This window comes from Ponticaulis profundi (assembly GCF_042659465.1).
GTDB lineage: Bacteria > Pseudomonadota > Alphaproteobacteria > Caulobacterales > Hyphomonadaceae > Ponticaulis > Ponticaulis profundi.
Genome location: NZ_JBHSSW010000005.1, coordinates 226070 through 244113, shown reverse-complemented (window position 1 = coordinate 244113; position 18044 = coordinate 226070). Strand labels below are relative to the sequence as shown.

Here is an 18044-nt window from a genome sequence, read left to right as displayed (position 1 = left end):
AGGGGATAACTCATGACGCTCGAAAATGACAAGCAGTTGCGACATCGCGCTGAGAAAGTCATTCCTAACGGTATGTACGGTCACCAGAGCGTCTTGCTGCTGCCGCCGGAAACACCGCAATTCTTCTCGAAGGCAAAAGGGGCCTATCTGTGGGATCCGGATGGCAATCGCTATATTGATTATTTGTGCGGCTATGGACCTCAGCTCCTCGGGTATGGGCATGAAGAGGTGGATGAAGCCTATATCCGTCAGTTGAAGCAGATCGATGTGGCGACGGGGCCGACGCCCCTGATGGTGGATCTCGCTGAGGCCTGGGTGGGGCTGGTTGATCACGCCGACTGGGCGATGTTCTGTAAGAACGGGACGGATGCCACCACAATCGCGCTCATGACGGCGCGCGCTTATCGCGGACGAAAGAAAGTTCTGATCGCGCAGGGCGCTTACCACGGCGCCGCGAACTGGTGCACACCGTTTCCAGATGGCACGGTGCCTGACGATCGGGCTCACCTCATTTCATACACCTATAATGATGTCGCCAGCCTGGAGGCGGCGGTTGAAGAAGCCGGTGATGATCTGGCGGCCATATTCGCCTCGCCATTCAAGCATGATGTTCTGACCGAGCAGCAATTGCCCGATCCTGCCTATGCCAAACGGGCGCGCGCGTTGTGCGATGAAAAAGATGCGCTGCTGATTGTGGATGAAATCCGCGCGGGATTGCGAATCGCACGTGATGCCAGCTGGTCACTGATCGGGGTGAAGCCGGATCTGACGAGTTGGGGGAAATCGCTCGCGAATGGTCATCCGATTTCCGCCTTGCTTGGGAATGACAAAGCGAAAGAAGCCGCTGGGAAGATCTATGTAACCGGCTCATTCTGGTTTGCCGGTGCCGCGATGGCCGCATCCATGGTGACGTTGAAGCTGATCCGGGAGAGCAACTATCTTGAACACATGATTGCCATGGGAGACCGTTTGAGAGCGGGTCTCAACGAGATTGCTGAACGCCGTGGCATCGAGATTAGTCAGACGGGCCCCTCTCAAATGCCACTCATCATGTTCCCGGATGGCGCAGGCGGTTTCAATATGGAGATCGGCTATGAGTTTACGACCGGCCTGATGAGGCGCGGTGTCTATTTTCATCCCTGGCACAACATGTTCATCAGTGCTGCCATGACAGCTGATGACATTGATCTGACGCTGACCGCCGCAGATGAGGCCATCACGTCACTCTCCCACATCGCAGTCTAGTTCTGATCCGGAGATCGCAAATGAAAATTGGCGTACCCAAGGAAATCAAAAATCACGAATACCGGGTCGGTCTGACACCTGAAAGTGTCAGTGAATTCACCGCCAGGGGGCATTCGGTTGCCGTCGAAACCGGTGCCGGTCTGGGGATCGGTGCAGACGATGAAGCTTATGTCGCGGCTGGCGCCCGAATTCTTGCCGGGGCTGATGAGGTGTTTGCGAGTGCGGACATGATTATCAAAGTCAAAGAGCCGCTGGCGCAGGAGCGAGCGAAACTGCGCCCCGGGCAGATTCTCTACACCTATCTGCATCTCGCGCCCGATCCGGCTCAGACCGATGACCTTTTGAAATCCGGAGCGATCTGCATTGCCTATGAGACTGTGACAGGAGTGGGTGGTCGGGGATTGCCGCTACTCAAGCCCATGAGCCAGGTCGCTGGGCGCCTGTCTATTCAGGCGGGCGCTTCAGCATTGGAGAAATCCAAGGGTGGGCGCGGTGTCTTGCTCGGCGGTGTTCCGGGCGTGCGCGCAGGCAAGGTTGTTGTCATTGGTGGCGGCGTGGTTGGCTTCAATGCGGCGCAGATGGCGGTCGGCCTGCATGCGGATGTTACGATACTGGATCGTGATCCCGAAGTGCTTGAGCGGCTTTCTACGCATTTTGAGGCGAGCGCCAATATTGTCTTTTCGACCAGAGCCGCCCTCGAAGCAGAGCTATCGCAGGCTGATCTGGTAATCGGTGCCGTTCTTGTCCCGGGCGCGGCAGCCCCGAAACTGGTAACGCGAGAGATGCTTTCACTTATGCAGCCTGGCAGCGTTATGGTCGATGTCGCGATTGATCAGGGAGGCTGTTTCGAAACCTCTCACGCCACTACGCATGCTGACCCGACGTATGTGGTTGATGGTATTGTTCACTATTGTGTTGCGAACATGCCGGGCGCCGTTTCGAGAACATCGACCTATGCGCTGAACAATGTGACGCTCCCTCATGCTCTGAACATAGCAGACAAAGGCTGGAAGGATGCGCTATCGGCCAATCCCGGCCTCGCCGACGGGCTGAATGTCTGTGACGGTAAGCTGACCAATCAAGCTGTTGCAAGCAGTCTAGGGCGAACTTGTCACGCGCTCTCGGACGTTTTGGGCTGATCATGACCCATTTCCCCGTATTCTCCCGCCTTTGAAAGCAGAGGCGTTGTGCGCGGGGACGTAAGCACGCGGATGGCCCGGCGGTCAGATTGGGAACTCTGGCTGTCGGGCCGTTTTCTTTTGATTAGAGCTCGGCGAGGCCGCACGCCTGAAATTCCGGGTTCATGGTGCGCAGGGCCTGAAGGTCACCTTCTGCAAGTGAACCTCCTTCAAGCATGATGGACACGTAGTGTCCGATCTCCGCCAGAGCGCGACAGGCTTTGGTGTCGTCGCCCGATTGCTTGTAAAGCTCGTAAAGCTGGCTGTAAGCGACCAGCATATTGCGCTGATAACGCGGTACGCCGGGATTGGCCGTCATCTCACTGCGTTGTCGCTCCAGGCTTTTCAGGCCGATTGCCTCGGCTTCTGAGAACATCTCCAGACCGATCAATGGCAGAATGATTTCGCCTTCAAATGTGCCTTGCAACGCTTTGGCATTCTCATTTGCAGGGTCGTCGGCAATCATGTCTTCGGCGAGCGCAATCGCGCGTTCATACTGCGTCAGAGAGGCTTCGAATCTCTGCAGATTGTAGAGCGCAAACCCATAACGCCAGTGTGCGATGGCAAGGCCGCGAATGGATTTCGTATTTTCCGGTTCCAGAGCAAGCAGTGTTTCAGCCTGTGTCACAGCTTCGGACAAAACTTCTGCCGCTTCCTCATAGGCATTCGAACGTGTCAGCACCTCAGCGAGGTTGCGCAAAAGAGAGCCGAGCGTACGCTGAAGATCCACGTTTTCCGGTGTTTCCGCCAGCATTGCGCGTGCTTCGCCGATCAGTGCACGGAAGCTTTCAATGGCTTGCTCTGTCTCTCCCTGCCAGCCGGTGACGGTAGCCTTCAGGGCCTTGGAGCTTAACAGCGCCGCGCGACGTTTCGGTGGAATGTTGTCCGTCTCGGTGGAGACTGACAAAACGTCGATCGACTGATCCAGCAATGACTGCGCACGTTCAAGATCCTGATATGGATTGTTCGCAATATGCGCCTGTTCGAAATAGACTTTCCCGAGTTCCAGGCGCGCGGCTTCATCTTTCGGATTGCGTTCGAGCAAGGCGGTGAGGATGATTTCGGCTTCCTGCAGGCTGTTGATCGCGGCCTCCGGTTCGCCGAGCGAGGCAAGCGATGGGCCGCCCTGAATCATGCCGAGACGCTTGTATCCGGATGCCGTATCCAGCTTCAGGTCCGGCGATGCACGCCGGTCATCTGACAGAGAATCGAGATAGGTCTGGGCGGCATCCGCAAGTTTGTGCTTGGCGGTTGTCGAACCGGGAATGTTGTCGATCTCGTCATAGATGTCGAACATCATGGTATTGGCGAGCTGTCGAAGTTCATTGAAGCGCAAATCGGCTTCGCGCCGTGCCTGGTCCGCCATCGTATAGAGCGATGTCATCACGATAAGACCGAAGGCGAGCCCGAGTGCGGCAAGAATTCCAGCCGAGAACCCGACGGGGTGACGCTTCATATAATAGATGGTTTGTCCGGTAGAGCTGAGTGATCGGGCTGAGACAGGGTAACCGCCCAGAAAGGCTTCAATATCCTCGCGCATGGCATCGACCGATGGATACCGGGCTTTGGGATCTTCCTCGCAGGCGCACAAAATGATCGCGCGTAAATCCGGAGTGATCGTCCTGTCAGCCAGGATGGCGTCCAGGAGGCGACCCAGCGAAAAGATATCGGACAGAATATTCGGGGGTGCGCCACGTTCCCGCTCCGGGGCTGCGAAGCCTGGCGTAAAGCTCAGGCTTGCCAGCGACGGGGTGCCAGCATCTTCTTCCCGGCCCGTGTCAGACTGCGCCTTGGCGATGCCGAAATCGATGAGCTTCACAATCCCGTCCGATGTTACCAGCACATTCGACGGTGTGATATCGCGGTGGATGATCAGGTTCTGATGGGCATATCCGATGGCCGCAAGGACCTGATCAAAAAGCTTCAGGATGTCGTCTCGGGCGAGCGTCTGGTCCGAAATCCAGCGGGTAATCGGGACACCTTCGACATACTCCATGATGATGAAGGGGGAGCCGTCTTCGAGCTCGCCGCCATCGAAGAGCTGCGCAATGCCCTGATGTGACAGGCTGGCCAGAATGTTCCGTTCATTGGCGAAGCGCTCATAGAGCTTGTCGGACAGAAGGCCGGGGCGAATGACCTTGATCGCGACGCGATGTTCGAAATCGCCCCGGTCGCGCTGGCCTTCATAGACGATACCCATCCCGCCTTCACCGATGGTGCGCGTGATCCGATAAGCACCAATGCGTTCCGGCGGCGGGGCGTGCTGCACCGTACTGGCCGCAGCTCCGGTGCGGATCATAGTCTCGCTTTCTTCATCCTGGTGAAGCAGGCGAAGTACAGCATCCCGGATTTCGGGGTCATCTTCTGTCGCCTTCTCAACAAAGGCACGCCTGTCGGCAGAGGGTTGATCAAGCGCGGTCTCGAACAGATCGAGTATTTTGCGCTCAATTTCTGGTGATCTGGCCAATCTGTCCCCCAAAGGCTGAAGATTCTACTGGAGCGTTACCCAATCAGGCGTAAAATCAAGATGTTTTGGGCCAGACCATCATTGTCCATCTGCACAATTTGAGATTTCTGACGTTTCATGACTGACACTTCCGGAGACATGACCCAGCTCCTGCACAAATGGCAGGAGGGCGACTCGGACGCCAAGAATGAACTGTTCTCGCGCATGTATCTCGAACTCAAGCGGATTTCGTCGAGCCTGATTGTCCGGGAAGGGCGTATCTCGATCGTCGCAGATGACCTTCTGAACGAAGGGGTGATCCGTCTGATCCGTCTGAACCGGATGGACTGGCAGAACCGCGCGCACTTTCTGGCTATGGCTGCGCGGGTCATGCGCCGGGTTCTGGTGGATCATGCGCGGGCGCAGGCGTCCGCCAAGCGGGGACACATCGCCGTCACTCTGGTGACCGGGATTGGTGACGCGCCGCAGGAGCAACTCGATATCGACCGGCTGGAGAAAGCGCTTGTGCGTCTGACGCAGATCGATCCGCAGCGTGCCGCGATTGTGGAGCTGCGCTATTTTGGCGGTCTGTCACTTGAGGAAACCGCTGAAGTCGTCGGTATTTCACCGTCCAGCGTGAAACGCAGCTGGCGTGCCTCCCGCGCCTGGCTGCATGCAGCGATGGAAGAATCGCGCGACTGGTCTGAAGACTGAAACGCGTATCCATTCGCACCCGCAGATTGCAAAATCTGAACGCAGTCAAAAAAATCTGACCCACTCCATCGAAATCCCCCGCCTTCCTGAATGAGCCCCTCATTGGGGAGGGAAACTCACGCTCAAGTTCAGGGGGAGCGGATCATGACCAAAGCTGTCTATCAGTCCAAAAGCGAATACAGCCGAAAGGCGATCACACTGTCTGTCAGTATTATTGCGCTGGCGACCGCCTCATCATTCACCACAGTTCACGCGCAGCAGGCTCAGCCCGGGGACGCCAATTGTCCGATCGTCGACGGCGAAGCCATTTGTAGTGGCGATCTGTCCGATGGTGTTACCGCGCCGCCGGATTCCGGCATTAATACGCTGACCATTCAGGATGTGACCGGCGATATTGCGCCTCCGGGTTATTTCGGTGTTGGCGCCACGCGGACAGATGGCGATCTGACCATCAATGTCGAAGAGGGTGTTGTCATACGTACTTATGACGATCCGAATATCGCCAATCCGGCACAAGGCATTATCGGCATTACGCAAAATGGCTATGATCTGACGATCAATTCCGGCGCCGACATTTTTGTCGACGGAAACGGTCAGCCAGCCGTTGGTATTGAAGGCGCAATGTTTGATGGCTCATCCGTGCTCAGCATCAGCAATACCGGCGATGTCGATATCACAACATCGGCAGACTTCATGCATGCCATACTCGGACGTGCGTTAAACAGTACGGGCGATGTCTTTATCGCGAACAGTGGTGCATTGAACGTCACTTCGACCTATCAGGGCGAACGGGGATCCAGCCTGACCGGCATTTTTGCCTCATCAGAACTTGGCGGCGGTGAGATCTGGATTTCGAACTCTGGCGACATTGATGTCACCACCGATCCGGGTAGCTTCGATACGGACTTTCAGGGGCTGGCTGCGGCCATTGCGACAAATGTATTCGGCGAAGCATCAACGACTGAAATCATCAATGCCGGTGCGCTGAGCATCAATGGTGACAACGCTTATGGCATTGTCGGCTTTACAAACAATACGTCGACCGATGCCACTTCAATCGTGACCATCAACAATGTGGGTGCCGTATCCGTCGATGGCGATTATGCCAATGCCATTCTGGCGCAATCAACCGGGACGGCTGTCGATCTGGAGGTCACCAACACAGGCGCACTCACCCTCGGAACCAAAGCTGAGTCAAATGGCATCTATATCTGGAATCAGGCTGCTGAAGGCCTGCTCAGTGTGTCGAACAGCGGTACGATCGCGAACTCAGACGGCGGCGATACGACGGGTATCGGGCTGTATGGCATTGGGCTGACAACCGGTGGTGCGCCGGAAACCGGGACCTATGTGATGGAGGCCGAGAACAGTGGTAACATCATTCTGGATGCAGAAGGCGCTTATGGTATCTGGGCTTTTGCAACAACGGATGACACGGTCGACGCACGGATTTCAAATAGTGCAAATATCGCCCTGTCATCTGTTTCGGATCCGCAGTCGGCCGGCATTTTCCTCAATTTCTGGGGCAATCCGCCAGAGGGCGCCGTGGATGGTGTCAGTTCGGCTGACATTACAAACTCGGGCCATATTCAGATGGGGGCAGGCTATGCGATCCAGGTCTTTGCGGACAATTTGAGCCTGACCAATAGCGGCATTCTTGAAACCAGGGGCGATGCCGCAAACGCCGTCGAATTTATCGGATTGTCGGATGGAGATTTTGCCTTCCAGAATTCCGGCGATGTCGTCAACAATGCGGCCAATGGCAAGGCACTGTTCCTGTCCAATGAAGGCGCCAGTGTGATTGATAACGAAGCCGGTGCGTCGTTTCGTGCAGACAATGGCTGGGCGATCATTCTGGGTGCGCAGTCCGCAAATTCAGCCGGTCAGGTCACGATCGATAATGCCGGTGTGATCATGGGAGGCACCTCTGGCGTCTACCGGATGGAGAATGCCGGTGGCACGCTCACATTGACCAATTCGGGTTTCCTCACGGCGCCGGACGGCGTCGCGATTGATCTCGATGAGAACAGCGTGTCTGACGACGTGATCATCAATCAGGATGAGGGCCTCATTGAGGGCGATGTTGATCTTGGCGCAGGCAATGATGTGTTCACGGGCGAACTCGGCAGCGATCTTCGAGGCGATATCTATGCTGGAGATGGCGATGATGTTCTCACCTTTGCGCATAGCACGCTGAACGGAGCCATTTACCTTGGCAGTGGTGACGACGTGCTGAATCTGAGCGGTCTGAATGCTTTTGATGGCATTTATGGCGGCGATGGCTTTGACACTGCGAACTACACCTTTGGTGACGGCCAGGAGGTCAGTGTCGATATAACGGGTGTGCCGATCATCGATCTCGAACGCTTCACCATGAGCGGCGATGGCCTCCTGCAGGTGACCGGCGAGAATGACACAACCGCTGAATTTGCGTTGCTTGCCGGGCGGGCTGAGCTCGATGTCATGATGGAGAATGCAAGCTTCACAACAGAGGCCGGCTCTGAAATCTACATCACGGGCAGCGTCGGGGCGCTGAGTGTGGGCGGCGATCTTTATACACTGGGTGACCCGACCGCTTCTGCGAACGTTGTCGGTGATCTCACCTTTCTGGATGGATCGACATACAATGCACGCTTTCTGCCAACGGGCGAAAGCGACATCATCAATGTGGGCGGCCTGATTGATATTCAGGGTGGCCAGGTCAACGCCATGTCGGCATCGGGTGACTATATTGCTGGCGACAGCTTTGTCATTCTGGACGGTGAAGGCGGTGTGCAAGGCCAGTTCGACGGTCTGACAGAAGCATCTACAGCTTTTCTGGACCTTTCACTCGTCTATGAAGGCAATCAGGTGCTTGTTCAGCTGGCGCAGACCGATCCGGGCGATGGCGGTGGTGACGGCGGCGATGGTGGCGGAGACGGTGGTGGTGAAACACCTCCGCCTCCTGTGAATATCGGACAGTTCGCGGATACGACCAATCAGGGCAATGTCGCGATCATTCTCAACGGATTTGATACGACAGAAGGCACGGATACGCGTGAAGTGTTCTCACACATCATGTTTCTGATGGAAGACGAAGTGGCGGACGCTCTTGATCAGATGACGGGTGAATTCCACTCAGGGATTGTCGGTTCTTCGATCGCGCGTGGTCGCAGCCTGCCTGCTGGATTCTCTTCGCGTGCGATGGCTGCCAATCTCGCCAATGTCGAGAGCACGCAATGGGGCATCCGCTATTGGGGCGGCGTTGAAACATCTTCTGGCTCTTCAGATGCGTCTGGCGGCGCTGAGGTTGAATATGATCAGACGGGTGGAAAGCTGGGCGTTGATTGGACAGCGCCTGCGGGCAAATACAGCTTCGGATTGGGCGGCGGTTATTCCGACGGGGAAACAAGCTCTGATGGACTTGGTTCAACGGCGGATGTCTCTGGCTGGCATCTGGGCGCTTATGGGGCAAATGGTCTGGGCGGATCTGGTTTCTCGATCTCCGGTGCGCTCGCCTATGCATCAGAAGATGCTGACGTGACCCGCAATATTGCGTTTGGCGGGCTCGCCCGTCAGGCAAAGAGCGACTACGCGATCAAGACGACGACTGCTGAAACCGAAGGTCGATATGGCTTCCCTGTGACAGCAGACACGGCCTGGGCATTCGGTCCGGCAGCACGTGCCAGCTATGTGAAAGTCGAACGCGATGGCTTTTCAGAAGACGGTGCTGGATCACTTAATCTGACCAGTTCGTCTCTCAGTGAAACGTCGACTTCTATTGGCCTTGGCGGGTTCGCCAATTACCGCTCCGGTAAGTTTGTCTTTGATGCATCGGCGCTCTGGACTGAGGCAGAAGCTGTGGGTGCGTCGGGGCAGTATAGTCTGCAAGGCGCTCCATCTGATCGGTTCAATATCAACTCGGTCAAAACAGGTGGGTCTGGAGCCGATCTGCGTGCGAGTTTCGGCGTCGATATCGCACCGAGGATCAATCTCAGCCTTGGTTACAAGGGCTGGGTTGGCGAGAATGACGACAATCACGCCGCCTTGTTGAGCCTGTCGATCAAATAAGAAGAAGAGAAATCCCCGAACTGGACTGCCCCGGCTTCGGTCGGGGCTTTTTTTATGTCCAACCGCATTTGGCGCGTGCCTTGTGATGGAGAAAGCTTCCTGCTTAAACATTCAGAGCGCAGGGGTAGGGCTGCGCAAGGGGACAAACGCAATGGAAATGTACATTCTTCTGGGTGTGGGCGCGCTTCTGATTGTCGCGGTCATTCTGGTATACAATCACTTGGTTTCGAAAAAGCAGATGGTCGACAATGGCTGGTCGGATATCGACGTGCAGCTCAAGCGCCGCGCAGACCTGATTCCGTCTCTGGTCAATGTTGTTCGGGGCTATTCCGAGCACGAGAAAACCTTGCTGACGGATGTGGTGACGAAACGAGGTGAGGCGCTGGCGGTCAAGGACAGTCCGCGACTGAGATCTGAAAAGGAAACACAGATCAGTCAGCAACTGACCCGCGTGCTGGCGCTTGCTGAAGCATATCCGGACCTCAAAGCGAATGAGCAGTTTCTGAAGCTGCAGGACGAGCTGGTGAACACAGAAGATGAGATCTCGTATGCGCGACGGTTTTTCAACGGGGCGGTCCGTGAATACAACACGGCGATACAGACATTCCCGTCAAATCTCGTCGCCATGATATTCAGCTTCCGCGAGGCAGAGTTTTTCGAAATCGAGCAGATTGACCGTCAGTTGCCATCTCTGAATCTGGGGGCGAGCGCATGAGGTTACCGGTTCTTCTAACGCTTCTGTTTGCTCTGTTATTTGCCGGACAGGCACAGGCCAGTGAGCGCATTCATCAGTTTGATGCCGAGATTCAGGTGCGGACCGATGGTGATGTGATTGTCACAGAAACCATCACACTGACCGCTGAACACTATCAGGTTTCGCGCGGCATTTTTCGTGATTTGCCGCGATATTACCTAGCGGAGACCGGAGAAAAATTCCGGTATGGCTATGATGTTCTCAATGTGACCCGGAATGGGGAGCAGGAGCCTTACAAGACATTGTCTGATGGAAATGCCTTTCAGATCCGGATTGGAGATGCGGATAAATTGTTGCCGAAAGGCCAGCAGCAAACCTATAAAATCCGGTATCGCGTCAAAAATCAGGTTCGGTATTTTGACGACCATGATGAGTTGATGTGGAACGTCACCGGTGACTATTGGGGCTTTCCAATTGATGCGTCGCAGGCCACGATCATTCTGCCGCAAGGTGTGCAACCGACCTTTTTGAAAGGATATACAGGCGCATATGGCGAGTCTGGTTCGGACTACACAGCCTCTCATAATGGAAATGTCGCTCTGTTTTCCCTGACAAAGGGGCTGAAACTTCGAGAAGGCTTCACCATTGCTGTTGGTCTTCCAAAAGGTGCGATTGATCCGCCATCGGCTGCCGATAAAGGCGCTATCCTCTGGCAGCGCTATGCAGGGCTTGGCTTGTTACTTCTGTCAGTGCTTGGTGTTTTCGGCTTCTATTTCTTTTCCTGGCAGAAGGTTGGAAAGGACGCCGCGAGACTGCCTGTCTATCCGCGATATCATCCACCCAAGAAGCTTTCTCCGATCGCGGCGCACTATGTGTTCTTCCGGACTTTGAAGAACAATGATGGTCTGATCGGAACCTTGATGGATCTGGCGGTAAAAGGCTTTCTTTCACTCAAAGTGGAAAAGAAAAAGGTCACGCTGACCAAGACCGATCCGCCGCGCAATACGCAGCTGCCGGGGCATGAGCGTAAGTTTTACAACGCCATTCTGAAGAACAGCAATCGGTCGCGAACCCTCGGCGAAGGCTATGATGCCGACTTCGCTTCAGCGCTCTCCACCATGAATACCAGCATTCAGAAGACTTATGGAGATGACTATTTCCGCTGGAATACGGGTTATATGGCCATCGCAATTTTTGCGAGCGTCAGCTTCTTCATCATTGCCGCGTTTCTGACGCTGAACTGGACGGTCTGGCATTTCGTCATCACCGGGGTGCTGGTGGTGATCAATCTTGCCTTTTTCTATTTCCTGCCGGCGCAAACGGCCAAGGGTGAAAAACTGCGTTCCGAAATTGCAGGGTTCCGGCTTTACCTTGAGACGGCTGAGAAGGATGTGCTCAACGCAGCAGAGGTGCATGGCGATAAGCCACCGCCTATGTCGAAAGACCGCTATGAGGCGCTCTTGCCGTTCGCGATGGCTCTGGGTGTTGAAAAGCCATGGAGCAAATATTTCGAAAAAGTGCTCCCCGAAGAAGCCAGAGATTATGATCCGAGCTGGAATCGCGGGGGACGACTGGCTGGTGCCACGCTGGCAAGCTTCAGCCATTCTGTCTCGTCCGGCATCAGTTCCGGTGTTTCCACGGCGGCTGTGCGACCATCCAGCGGCTCGAGCTCCTCGGGCGGCGGGTTTTCCGGCGGCGGTGGCGGCGGCGGAGGTGGCGGAGGCTGGTAGCCTCACGCCACCTTGGTAGCTTAAAACCGACATTGACTGACCTTGCGGCAGTCAGTCTCCATCTTCCTTCTGGGTTGAGAAACCCGATCGGCATAACGGGCACGCGAAAGATGCCCGGCAGAGGAGGAAAAGATGGAGCTGGAGCTCGTTACAGAAGGCCTGGAGTTTCCTGAAGGTCCGATCGCCATGTCGGATGGGTCGGTTATTCTGGTAGAAATCAAACGCAAGACCTTAACGCGGGTCTTTCCCGACGGGCGGCAGGAGATCATCGCGGAGCTCGGTGGAGGGCCCAACGGCGCGGCCATTGGTCCGGATGGCGCTGTGTATGTTTGCAATAATGGCGGGTTTGTCTGGGTGCAGACGCCCGACGGACTGACCGCGCCGCATGGTACGCCTGAAGATTATGAGACAGGTTCCATTCAGCGTGTTGATCTGACGGACGGATCTGTCACCACGCTTTATACCGAATGCGATGGTCAGCCACTGCGCGGCCCGAATGACATTGTTTTCGATACGAAAGGTGGCTTCTGGTTCACTGATCTTGGCAAGTCCAACGATATCTGGATGCACCATGGCGCGCTCTATTATGCCAAGCCGGATGGCTCCAGCATAAAACGGGCGCGTAGTGGTATGCTGACGCCGAACGGTGTGGGCCTATCACCTGACGGGCAAATGGTACACGTCTCTGAAACACAGACGAGCCGTGTGTGGAACATTCCGCTGAAAGGTGCAGGGGAGCCGGACCCGGAAAAAGATCCGATGCTGACAGGATCTGTGATGGGGCCGCTGCCGGGCGTTCAGTTCCTTGATAGTCTCGCGGTGGAAGCGAACGGTAAGGTCTGTGTCGCGACCATTCTGAATGGTGGTATTTCCGTCTTTGATCCGAAAGGCGGGGTCGAACAGGTCGCTATCCCGGATCGCATCGTCACCAATATCTGTTTTGGTGGCGAGGACATGCGGGATGCCTGGATCACGGCGTCGGGGACGGGAAAGCTCTATAAGTGCCGCTGGCCGCGTCCGGGTCTCAAGCTCAATTTTAATGCGTGAGGCCGGTCATGACGTATGAAGATATTCTCTATGAGGTTGATGGACCGGCTGCGATCATCACGCTGAACCGTCCTGACAAGATGAACGCCTATACCGCCCGCATGGGCGTTGAAATTGCTCAGGCCATCAAGACTGCCAATGAGGATGATAGCGTGCGTGCCATCATCCTAACCGGCGCCGGCAAAGGGTTTTGCGGCGGCGCTGATATTTCCGCAGGCGCTGGCGCATTCGATACCAGTGAGGGTGGTGCGGGCGCGAAGAATTTCGGTGATCGCAAGGATGATGCTCCCGAAGAGGGGGCCGGCTTTGTCGGCGCGCTCTATAACTCCAAAAAGCCGACCATTGCCGCCTTTAATGGTGCAGCTGTGGGGGTTGGTATCACCATGGCATTGCCAACCGATATCAAGATTGCTTCGGCGAAAGCGAAATTCGGCTTTATATTCACGCGCCGCGGTCTCAGCCCGGAAGCAGCAAGCGGTTGGTTCCTGCCGCAACTCGTGGGGCTCTCTCAGGCCCTGCGCTGGGTGCTGACCGGTCGTATTTTCGATGCGGAGGAAGCCCTGAAAGGTGGCCTGATCAGCGAAATCACTGAGCCGGGAACGGAAGTCACACGGGCAAAAGAGATCGTTGCCGAGATCGCCGAGAATACAGCTCCTGTCGGGACAGCGCTCGCCCGGCAAATGCTCTGGCGGTTCGGTTCGGCTGACCATCCTTTCGATCTTCTGAAGATTGATGGCCCGTTTGCTCTCGCGCTCGGCTCATCTCCGGATGTGCGTGAAGGCGTGGCAAGTTTTCTGGAAAAGCGACCGCCAGATTTTCCGGGGACTGTCACCAAAGATATGCCCAAAGGCTATCCCTGGTGGGAATAAGTGGTCACGTAGCGATGTTTGGGAAATGAATTTTATGAACGCCCGGACCGCTGCTTGAATCCTCGCGCTTGAAGCGCCAATTTGTAAGAACGCAAAGAATGACCAGATGTGGAAACGCGTCTGGTCAATTCTGTTTCGAACTACGGATTGGCACAAACGTTGTCTTTTTCGGACACAGACACCGGAGAGACGACATGCCCTATGATACGAGGCCTCACATGATCATCAGTCAAAATCCCGCCACTGAGGAAGAGATTGAACGCTTTGACGGGATGTCGGAGCAGGATGTGGAAGAGGCGCTGGTCAAGGCGCATGCGCTGTTTCCAACGTTTTCATCCCGCAAGAAATTGTCTGAACGGACAGAGCGCCTGACCGCACTTGGCGAACTGCTGCGTCAGAACAAGGATGAACTTGCAAAGCTGATGACGCTGGAAATGGGTAAGCCCATCACGCAGGCCAAAGCCGAAGTCGAAAAGTCCGCAACCTGTTGTGATTACTACGCAAAGAATGCCGAAGCGATTCTGAAAGACCGTGTCATCGAGTCCGATAACAAGTCCTCTTACGTGCGCTGGTTGCCGATCGGGCCGGTTCTGGCCGTCATGCCCTGGAACTTTCCGCTCTGGCAGGTGATCCGGTTCGCTGCGCCAGCTCTGGCCGCAGGGAATGTCTGCCTGCTGAAACATGCATCCAACGTGCCGAAAATGGCGCTGCGCATTGAGGAGCTGTGCCTTGAAGCGGGATTTCCGGTGGGTGCATTCCAGACCTTGCTGATCGGTTCCGGCATGGTGGAGGGTGTAATCCAGGACTCTCGCGTCAAGGGCGTCACACTGACAGGCAGCGAGCCTGCCGGGCGCGCGGTCGCTGAGCGTGCAGGTGCAAACCTCAAGCCGTCCGTATTGGAACTCGGCGGCGCCGATCCATTCATCATCATGCCAAGTGCTGATCTGGATGCAGCGGTGAAAACGGCGGTGAAAGCCCGCACCCAGAACACCGGACAGTCTTGCATCGCAGCCAAGCGCTTCATCGTGCATGAAAAAATCCATGCAGCTTTCCTCGATAAGTTCATTCACGCACTCGAAAAGCTGAAGGTCGACAACCCATTGTTCGAGGACACGGATATTGGGCCGCTCGCGACGAAGGATATTCGAGATGAGCTGGCTGAGCAGGTTGATACCAGCGTTCGCGCCGGCGCCGATATCGCTTTTCAGGGCAAGGCGCCTGAGGGACCTGGTCACTGGTATCCACCGACCGTTCTCATCGATATTCCAGAAGACTGCCCGGCAGCTATTGAAGAGCTGTTCGGCCCGGTTGCGAGTGTGTTTAAGGTCGAGAGCCTCGATGAAGCGATCGACCTCGCCAACAGCTCTCGTTTTGGTCTCGGCTCTGCGGCCTGGACCAAGGAAAAGTCTGAACAGGCCGAGTTCATTGATCGCCTCGAAGCGGGCTTTACCGCGATCAATGGCATGACCACGTCAGACCCTCGACTGCCATTCGGTGGAATCAAGGATTCAGGTTATGGTCGGGAACTCTCCAATCTCGGGATGAGAGAGTTCCTCAATGCCAAAACCATTACGGTGAACTAGGCCACTTTCAACAGGTCTTCGCTGATCGCCCAAAGGCGTTCAGCGCTTTCCTCATTCACGGCATGTGGTTGAACATGTGCCCAGCGCGGTGAATTCTCATCGCCAAGCTGGGCAACGTTGCAATCTTCGCAGTAAACGCCGCCAAGCGTGCTCATCGCCGGACTGGTTGCGCACCAGGTCGCCGTTGCGCCGCCTTGTTCAGGTGTCTTGAATATGGCTTTCACCTGCTCCGGCATTTCGCCATTCTTGTCGAGCCAGCCAAGAGCGATCATCTCTTCCTGCGGCAAATGACGTTGCAACGGGGTCATGATGCCTCCCGGGTGAACGCCATAGGCCCGAATACCCTGATCTGCATATTTCTGATCCAGACCGACCGCAAACAGGCTGTTGGCTGTCTTCGCCTGTCCGTAAGCCTGCCATTTGTCATAGCTTCCATTCTCGAACTGCATGTCGTCCCAGCGTATGTCGCTGATTTTGTGTGCGGTGGACGAAAGCGCGACCACGCGGGCGCCATCAGCTTTCTGCAGGGCGGGCATCAGCGTTTTTGTCAGCGCAAAATGGCCCATATGGTTGGTGCCGAACTGTAATTCCCAGCCTGGACCGACACGGCCTTCAGGGCAGGCCATTACACCGGCATTGTTGATGAGAATGTCGAGCGGCTTGCCGCTTTCCAGAAAAGCATCAGCGAACTGGCGTACAGATGACAGATCGCCGAGGTCCATTGTTCCGACGGCGACGTGACCACCAATGTGGGAAAGAGCCTCTCTGGCGGCATCCGGACGGCGTGCAGGCACGATCACGTCCGCTCCGGCACTGGACAGGGCGCGCACGGTTTCGATGCCGATGCCCGAATAGCCACCCGTCACAATGGCTGTCTGTCCGGTCAGATCGATGCCGCTCACCACATCCAGACAGGTTGATCCATGGCCGAAGCCGGAGTCGATAGGTTTCTGATAGGCTTTTGGCATTTTATATTCCTCCCGGTGTTTTCTTCCAGTTTGCCGGGATATTGGAATACGGTCCAGAGCGCCGTTGATCTGAGGCTGACCGGCGCATGCGGGGAGGAAACGGTCAGAAGCCGTCTGACTCTGCATGGGAGGGCAAATTTAGAGCCGGCGGTACCAAACTGGCGCCAAAAAATATCTCATTTTCAGGCTGTTATCGTCGATATCGCCCCATGGGAGAAGCTCGCTCTATCTTGCCATTCGCCAAAATTCCACCAAAGCACCCAGTTATAGCGCTAGGATGCGAACTTACGGGAATATCAAGTGATCTTCCCTCAAGACATCGCGAAGCCCGGTCTCAGAGAAGTAGCATCTGCCCTCGAGCTCGATCATTCGGGAGGAGAAGCTATAGCGAACTGCGGTAATGTCGCCCAGCATCAAGAGAGTAGACTGCTGGCCAGAAATACATTCAGCCAATGTTGCTGACCGCAGATGATCAATAACTGGGGTCATGATGTCCGAACATCCGCCACCACATTTGCGGAGCAAAGTCACACTGGAATATTCTCTTATCTCAGCATCACTGAAATCATAGTTGCCTGTCCTGGACACGAAGAAAAAACGTACTTCTGTCACCTCATTGAGCCGCTGCTCTAGGCGATCTGCCGCAACTGAAGATGAAACATCAGCGACCGCGTTTGGCCCAGCGTATGCGCTTAGTGCAGCAATACAAGAAAGTGAAAAAACCGACTTTAGCATGAGCCGGTGCCCGTTGGACCGCAGGTCGTTACATCTGGCCCCACGTCGTGATAATTTTGGCGTGTTGCCTCTACCAATTCGTTCCTTATTTGTGTTTCAACTAATGTCGCCCGTGCCTCTTCTGGCGAAGTTCCCACCCTATATAGCGTCTTCGTGCGCGTGCTGGCGGTCCAGATGGCCGACCAGTTGAATGGTCAGATCGACTACTTTTTCCGTGTCATTCTTGATGTCGCTGCCGCCCTGCTCATAAAGGCGACGGGCATGATCGTTGCCTGACAGCAGCATGCCGGCCACAAGGCGCGGGATCGATACGCCATCCGGTGACATATTGAAGTCCTGAGCGATGTAGTTCGTCAGCAGGTCTTCATAGCGATTGCGAATGGCAATCGTTGCGCCAAGGATGGCAGGTGACATGGTGCGCATGCGCAGGTGAGAGCGATACATCTCACCTTCTTCGAGCAGCTCTTCTGTCGTCGTGGTCATCCATTCGCGCCAGAATTGTAACGTGCTCTGCGTGTCGGGTTTCTCGCGAATTGCGGATTCAAAGGCGCGATACCAATGCTCGTCACCGGCTTTGGCGAGGTCCTGTTTGGTTCCGAAATGGCGATAAAGGGTCTGGACGTGCAGGCCTGCGAGCTCAGCAATTTCCTCCAGGGTGGTATTGTCATACCCCTTTGAAAGGAAGAGCTGGCGTGCAGCGCTGACCAGTTTTTCGCGTGTCGCCATTTTCCGCTTTGTACGCAACGGAAACTTTGTCATGGCGATCCTCCAGTTATTCTGACCGT

The 18044-nt window shown here is 55.6% G+C and carries 13 protein-coding genes; 9 read left to right on the top strand and 4 right to left on the bottom strand.

Translation table 11 applies throughout. The features are described from left to right. The first annotated feature begins 12 nt into the window (after positions 1-12). Positions 13-1245: an aminotransferase class III-fold pyridoxal phosphate-dependent enzyme gene (locus tag ACFQDM_RS06235; protein ID WP_377376898.1), complete on the top strand. Its 1233-nt coding sequence runs from the start codon at positions 13-15 to the stop codon at positions 1243-1245. A 20-nt stretch (positions 1246-1265) separates the two neighbouring features. Then, entirely contained in the window at positions 1266-2384 is a 1119-nt protein-coding gene (gene ald / locus ACFQDM_RS06230) for an alanine dehydrogenase (RefSeq protein WP_377376895.1), read from the top strand. Positions 2385-2508: 124 nt separating this feature from the next. On the opposite strand, the gene ACFQDM_RS06225 is transcribed toward ald, so the two are convergent. After that, positions 2509-4890 (bottom strand): protein kinase domain-containing protein, encoded by a 2382-nt coding sequence (locus tag ACFQDM_RS06225; protein WP_377376892.1) that lies wholly within the window; start codon positions 4888-4890, stop codon positions 2509-2511. A 117-nt stretch (positions 4891-5007) separates the two neighbouring features. Between ACFQDM_RS06225 and ACFQDM_RS06220 the strand changes: the two genes are divergently transcribed. The 7 genes from ACFQDM_RS06220 to ACFQDM_RS06190 all read left to right on the top strand — a co-directional run bounded on the left by ACFQDM_RS06220 (position 5008) and on the right by ACFQDM_RS06190 (position 15556). Then, entirely contained in the window at positions 5008-5583 is a 576-nt protein-coding gene (locus tag ACFQDM_RS06220) for an ECF-type sigma factor (protein WP_377376891.1), read from the top strand. 144 nt (positions 5584-5727) lie between these two features. After that, on the top strand, positions 5728-9633 hold the full coding sequence (locus ACFQDM_RS06215) for an autotransporter domain-containing protein (RefSeq protein WP_377376887.1): 3906 nt from the start codon (positions 5728-5730) through the stop codon (positions 9631-9633). A gap of 157 nt (positions 9634-9790) precedes the next feature. Further along, entirely contained in the window at positions 9791-10348 is a 558-nt protein-coding gene (locus tag ACFQDM_RS06210) for a LemA family protein (RefSeq protein ID WP_377377122.1), read from the top strand. Then, positions 10345-12057, top strand: a complete 1713-nt coding sequence (locus ACFQDM_RS06205; RefSeq protein WP_377376884.1) for a DUF2207 domain-containing protein — start codon at positions 10345-10347, stop codon at positions 12055-12057. The genes ACFQDM_RS06210 and ACFQDM_RS06205 overlap by 4 nt, the downstream gene beginning before the upstream one ends. Before the next feature lie 132 nt (positions 12058-12189). Next, a complete protein-coding gene (locus ACFQDM_RS06200) occupies positions 12190-13104 on the top strand; it encodes an SMP-30/gluconolactonase/LRE family protein (RefSeq protein ID WP_377376881.1) in 915 nt (304 codons plus the stop codon). An 8-nt stretch (positions 13105-13112) separates the two neighbouring features. Continuing rightward, positions 13113-13973: an enoyl-CoA hydratase-related protein gene (locus tag ACFQDM_RS06195; RefSeq protein ID WP_377376879.1), complete on the top strand. Its 861-nt coding sequence runs from the start codon at positions 13113-13115 to the stop codon at positions 13971-13973. Positions 13974-14191: 218 nt separating this feature from the next. Beyond that, the gene (locus ACFQDM_RS06190) at positions 14192-15556 is read left to right on the top strand and encodes an NAD-dependent succinate-semialdehyde dehydrogenase (RefSeq protein WP_377376876.1); all 1365 of its coding nucleotides are present in this window, start codon (positions 14192-14194) and stop codon (positions 15554-15556) included. On the opposite strand, the gene ACFQDM_RS06185 is transcribed toward ACFQDM_RS06190, so the two are convergent. The 3 genes from ACFQDM_RS06185 to ACFQDM_RS06175 all read right to left on the bottom strand — a co-directional run bounded on the left by ACFQDM_RS06185 (position 15553) and on the right by ACFQDM_RS06175 (position 18018). After that, complete coding sequence (locus tag ACFQDM_RS06185; RefSeq protein ID WP_377376874.1) at positions 15553-16524, bottom strand: SDR family NAD(P)-dependent oxidoreductase; 972 nt, start codon at positions 16522-16524, stop codon at positions 15553-15555. The genes ACFQDM_RS06190 and ACFQDM_RS06185 overlap by 4 nt on opposite strands. Positions 16525-16809: 285 nt before the next feature. Beyond that, the gene (locus ACFQDM_RS06180; protein ID WP_377376872.1) at positions 16810-17259 is read right to left on the bottom strand and encodes a hypothetical protein; all 450 of its coding nucleotides are present in this window, start codon (positions 17257-17259) and stop codon (positions 16810-16812) included. Positions 17260-17397: 138 nt separating this feature from the next. Next, positions 17398-18018 (bottom strand): TetR/AcrR family transcriptional regulator, encoded by a 621-nt coding sequence (locus ACFQDM_RS06175; RefSeq protein ID WP_377376871.1) that lies wholly within the window; start codon positions 18016-18018, stop codon positions 17398-17400. Positions 18019-18044 lie beyond the last annotated feature (26 nt).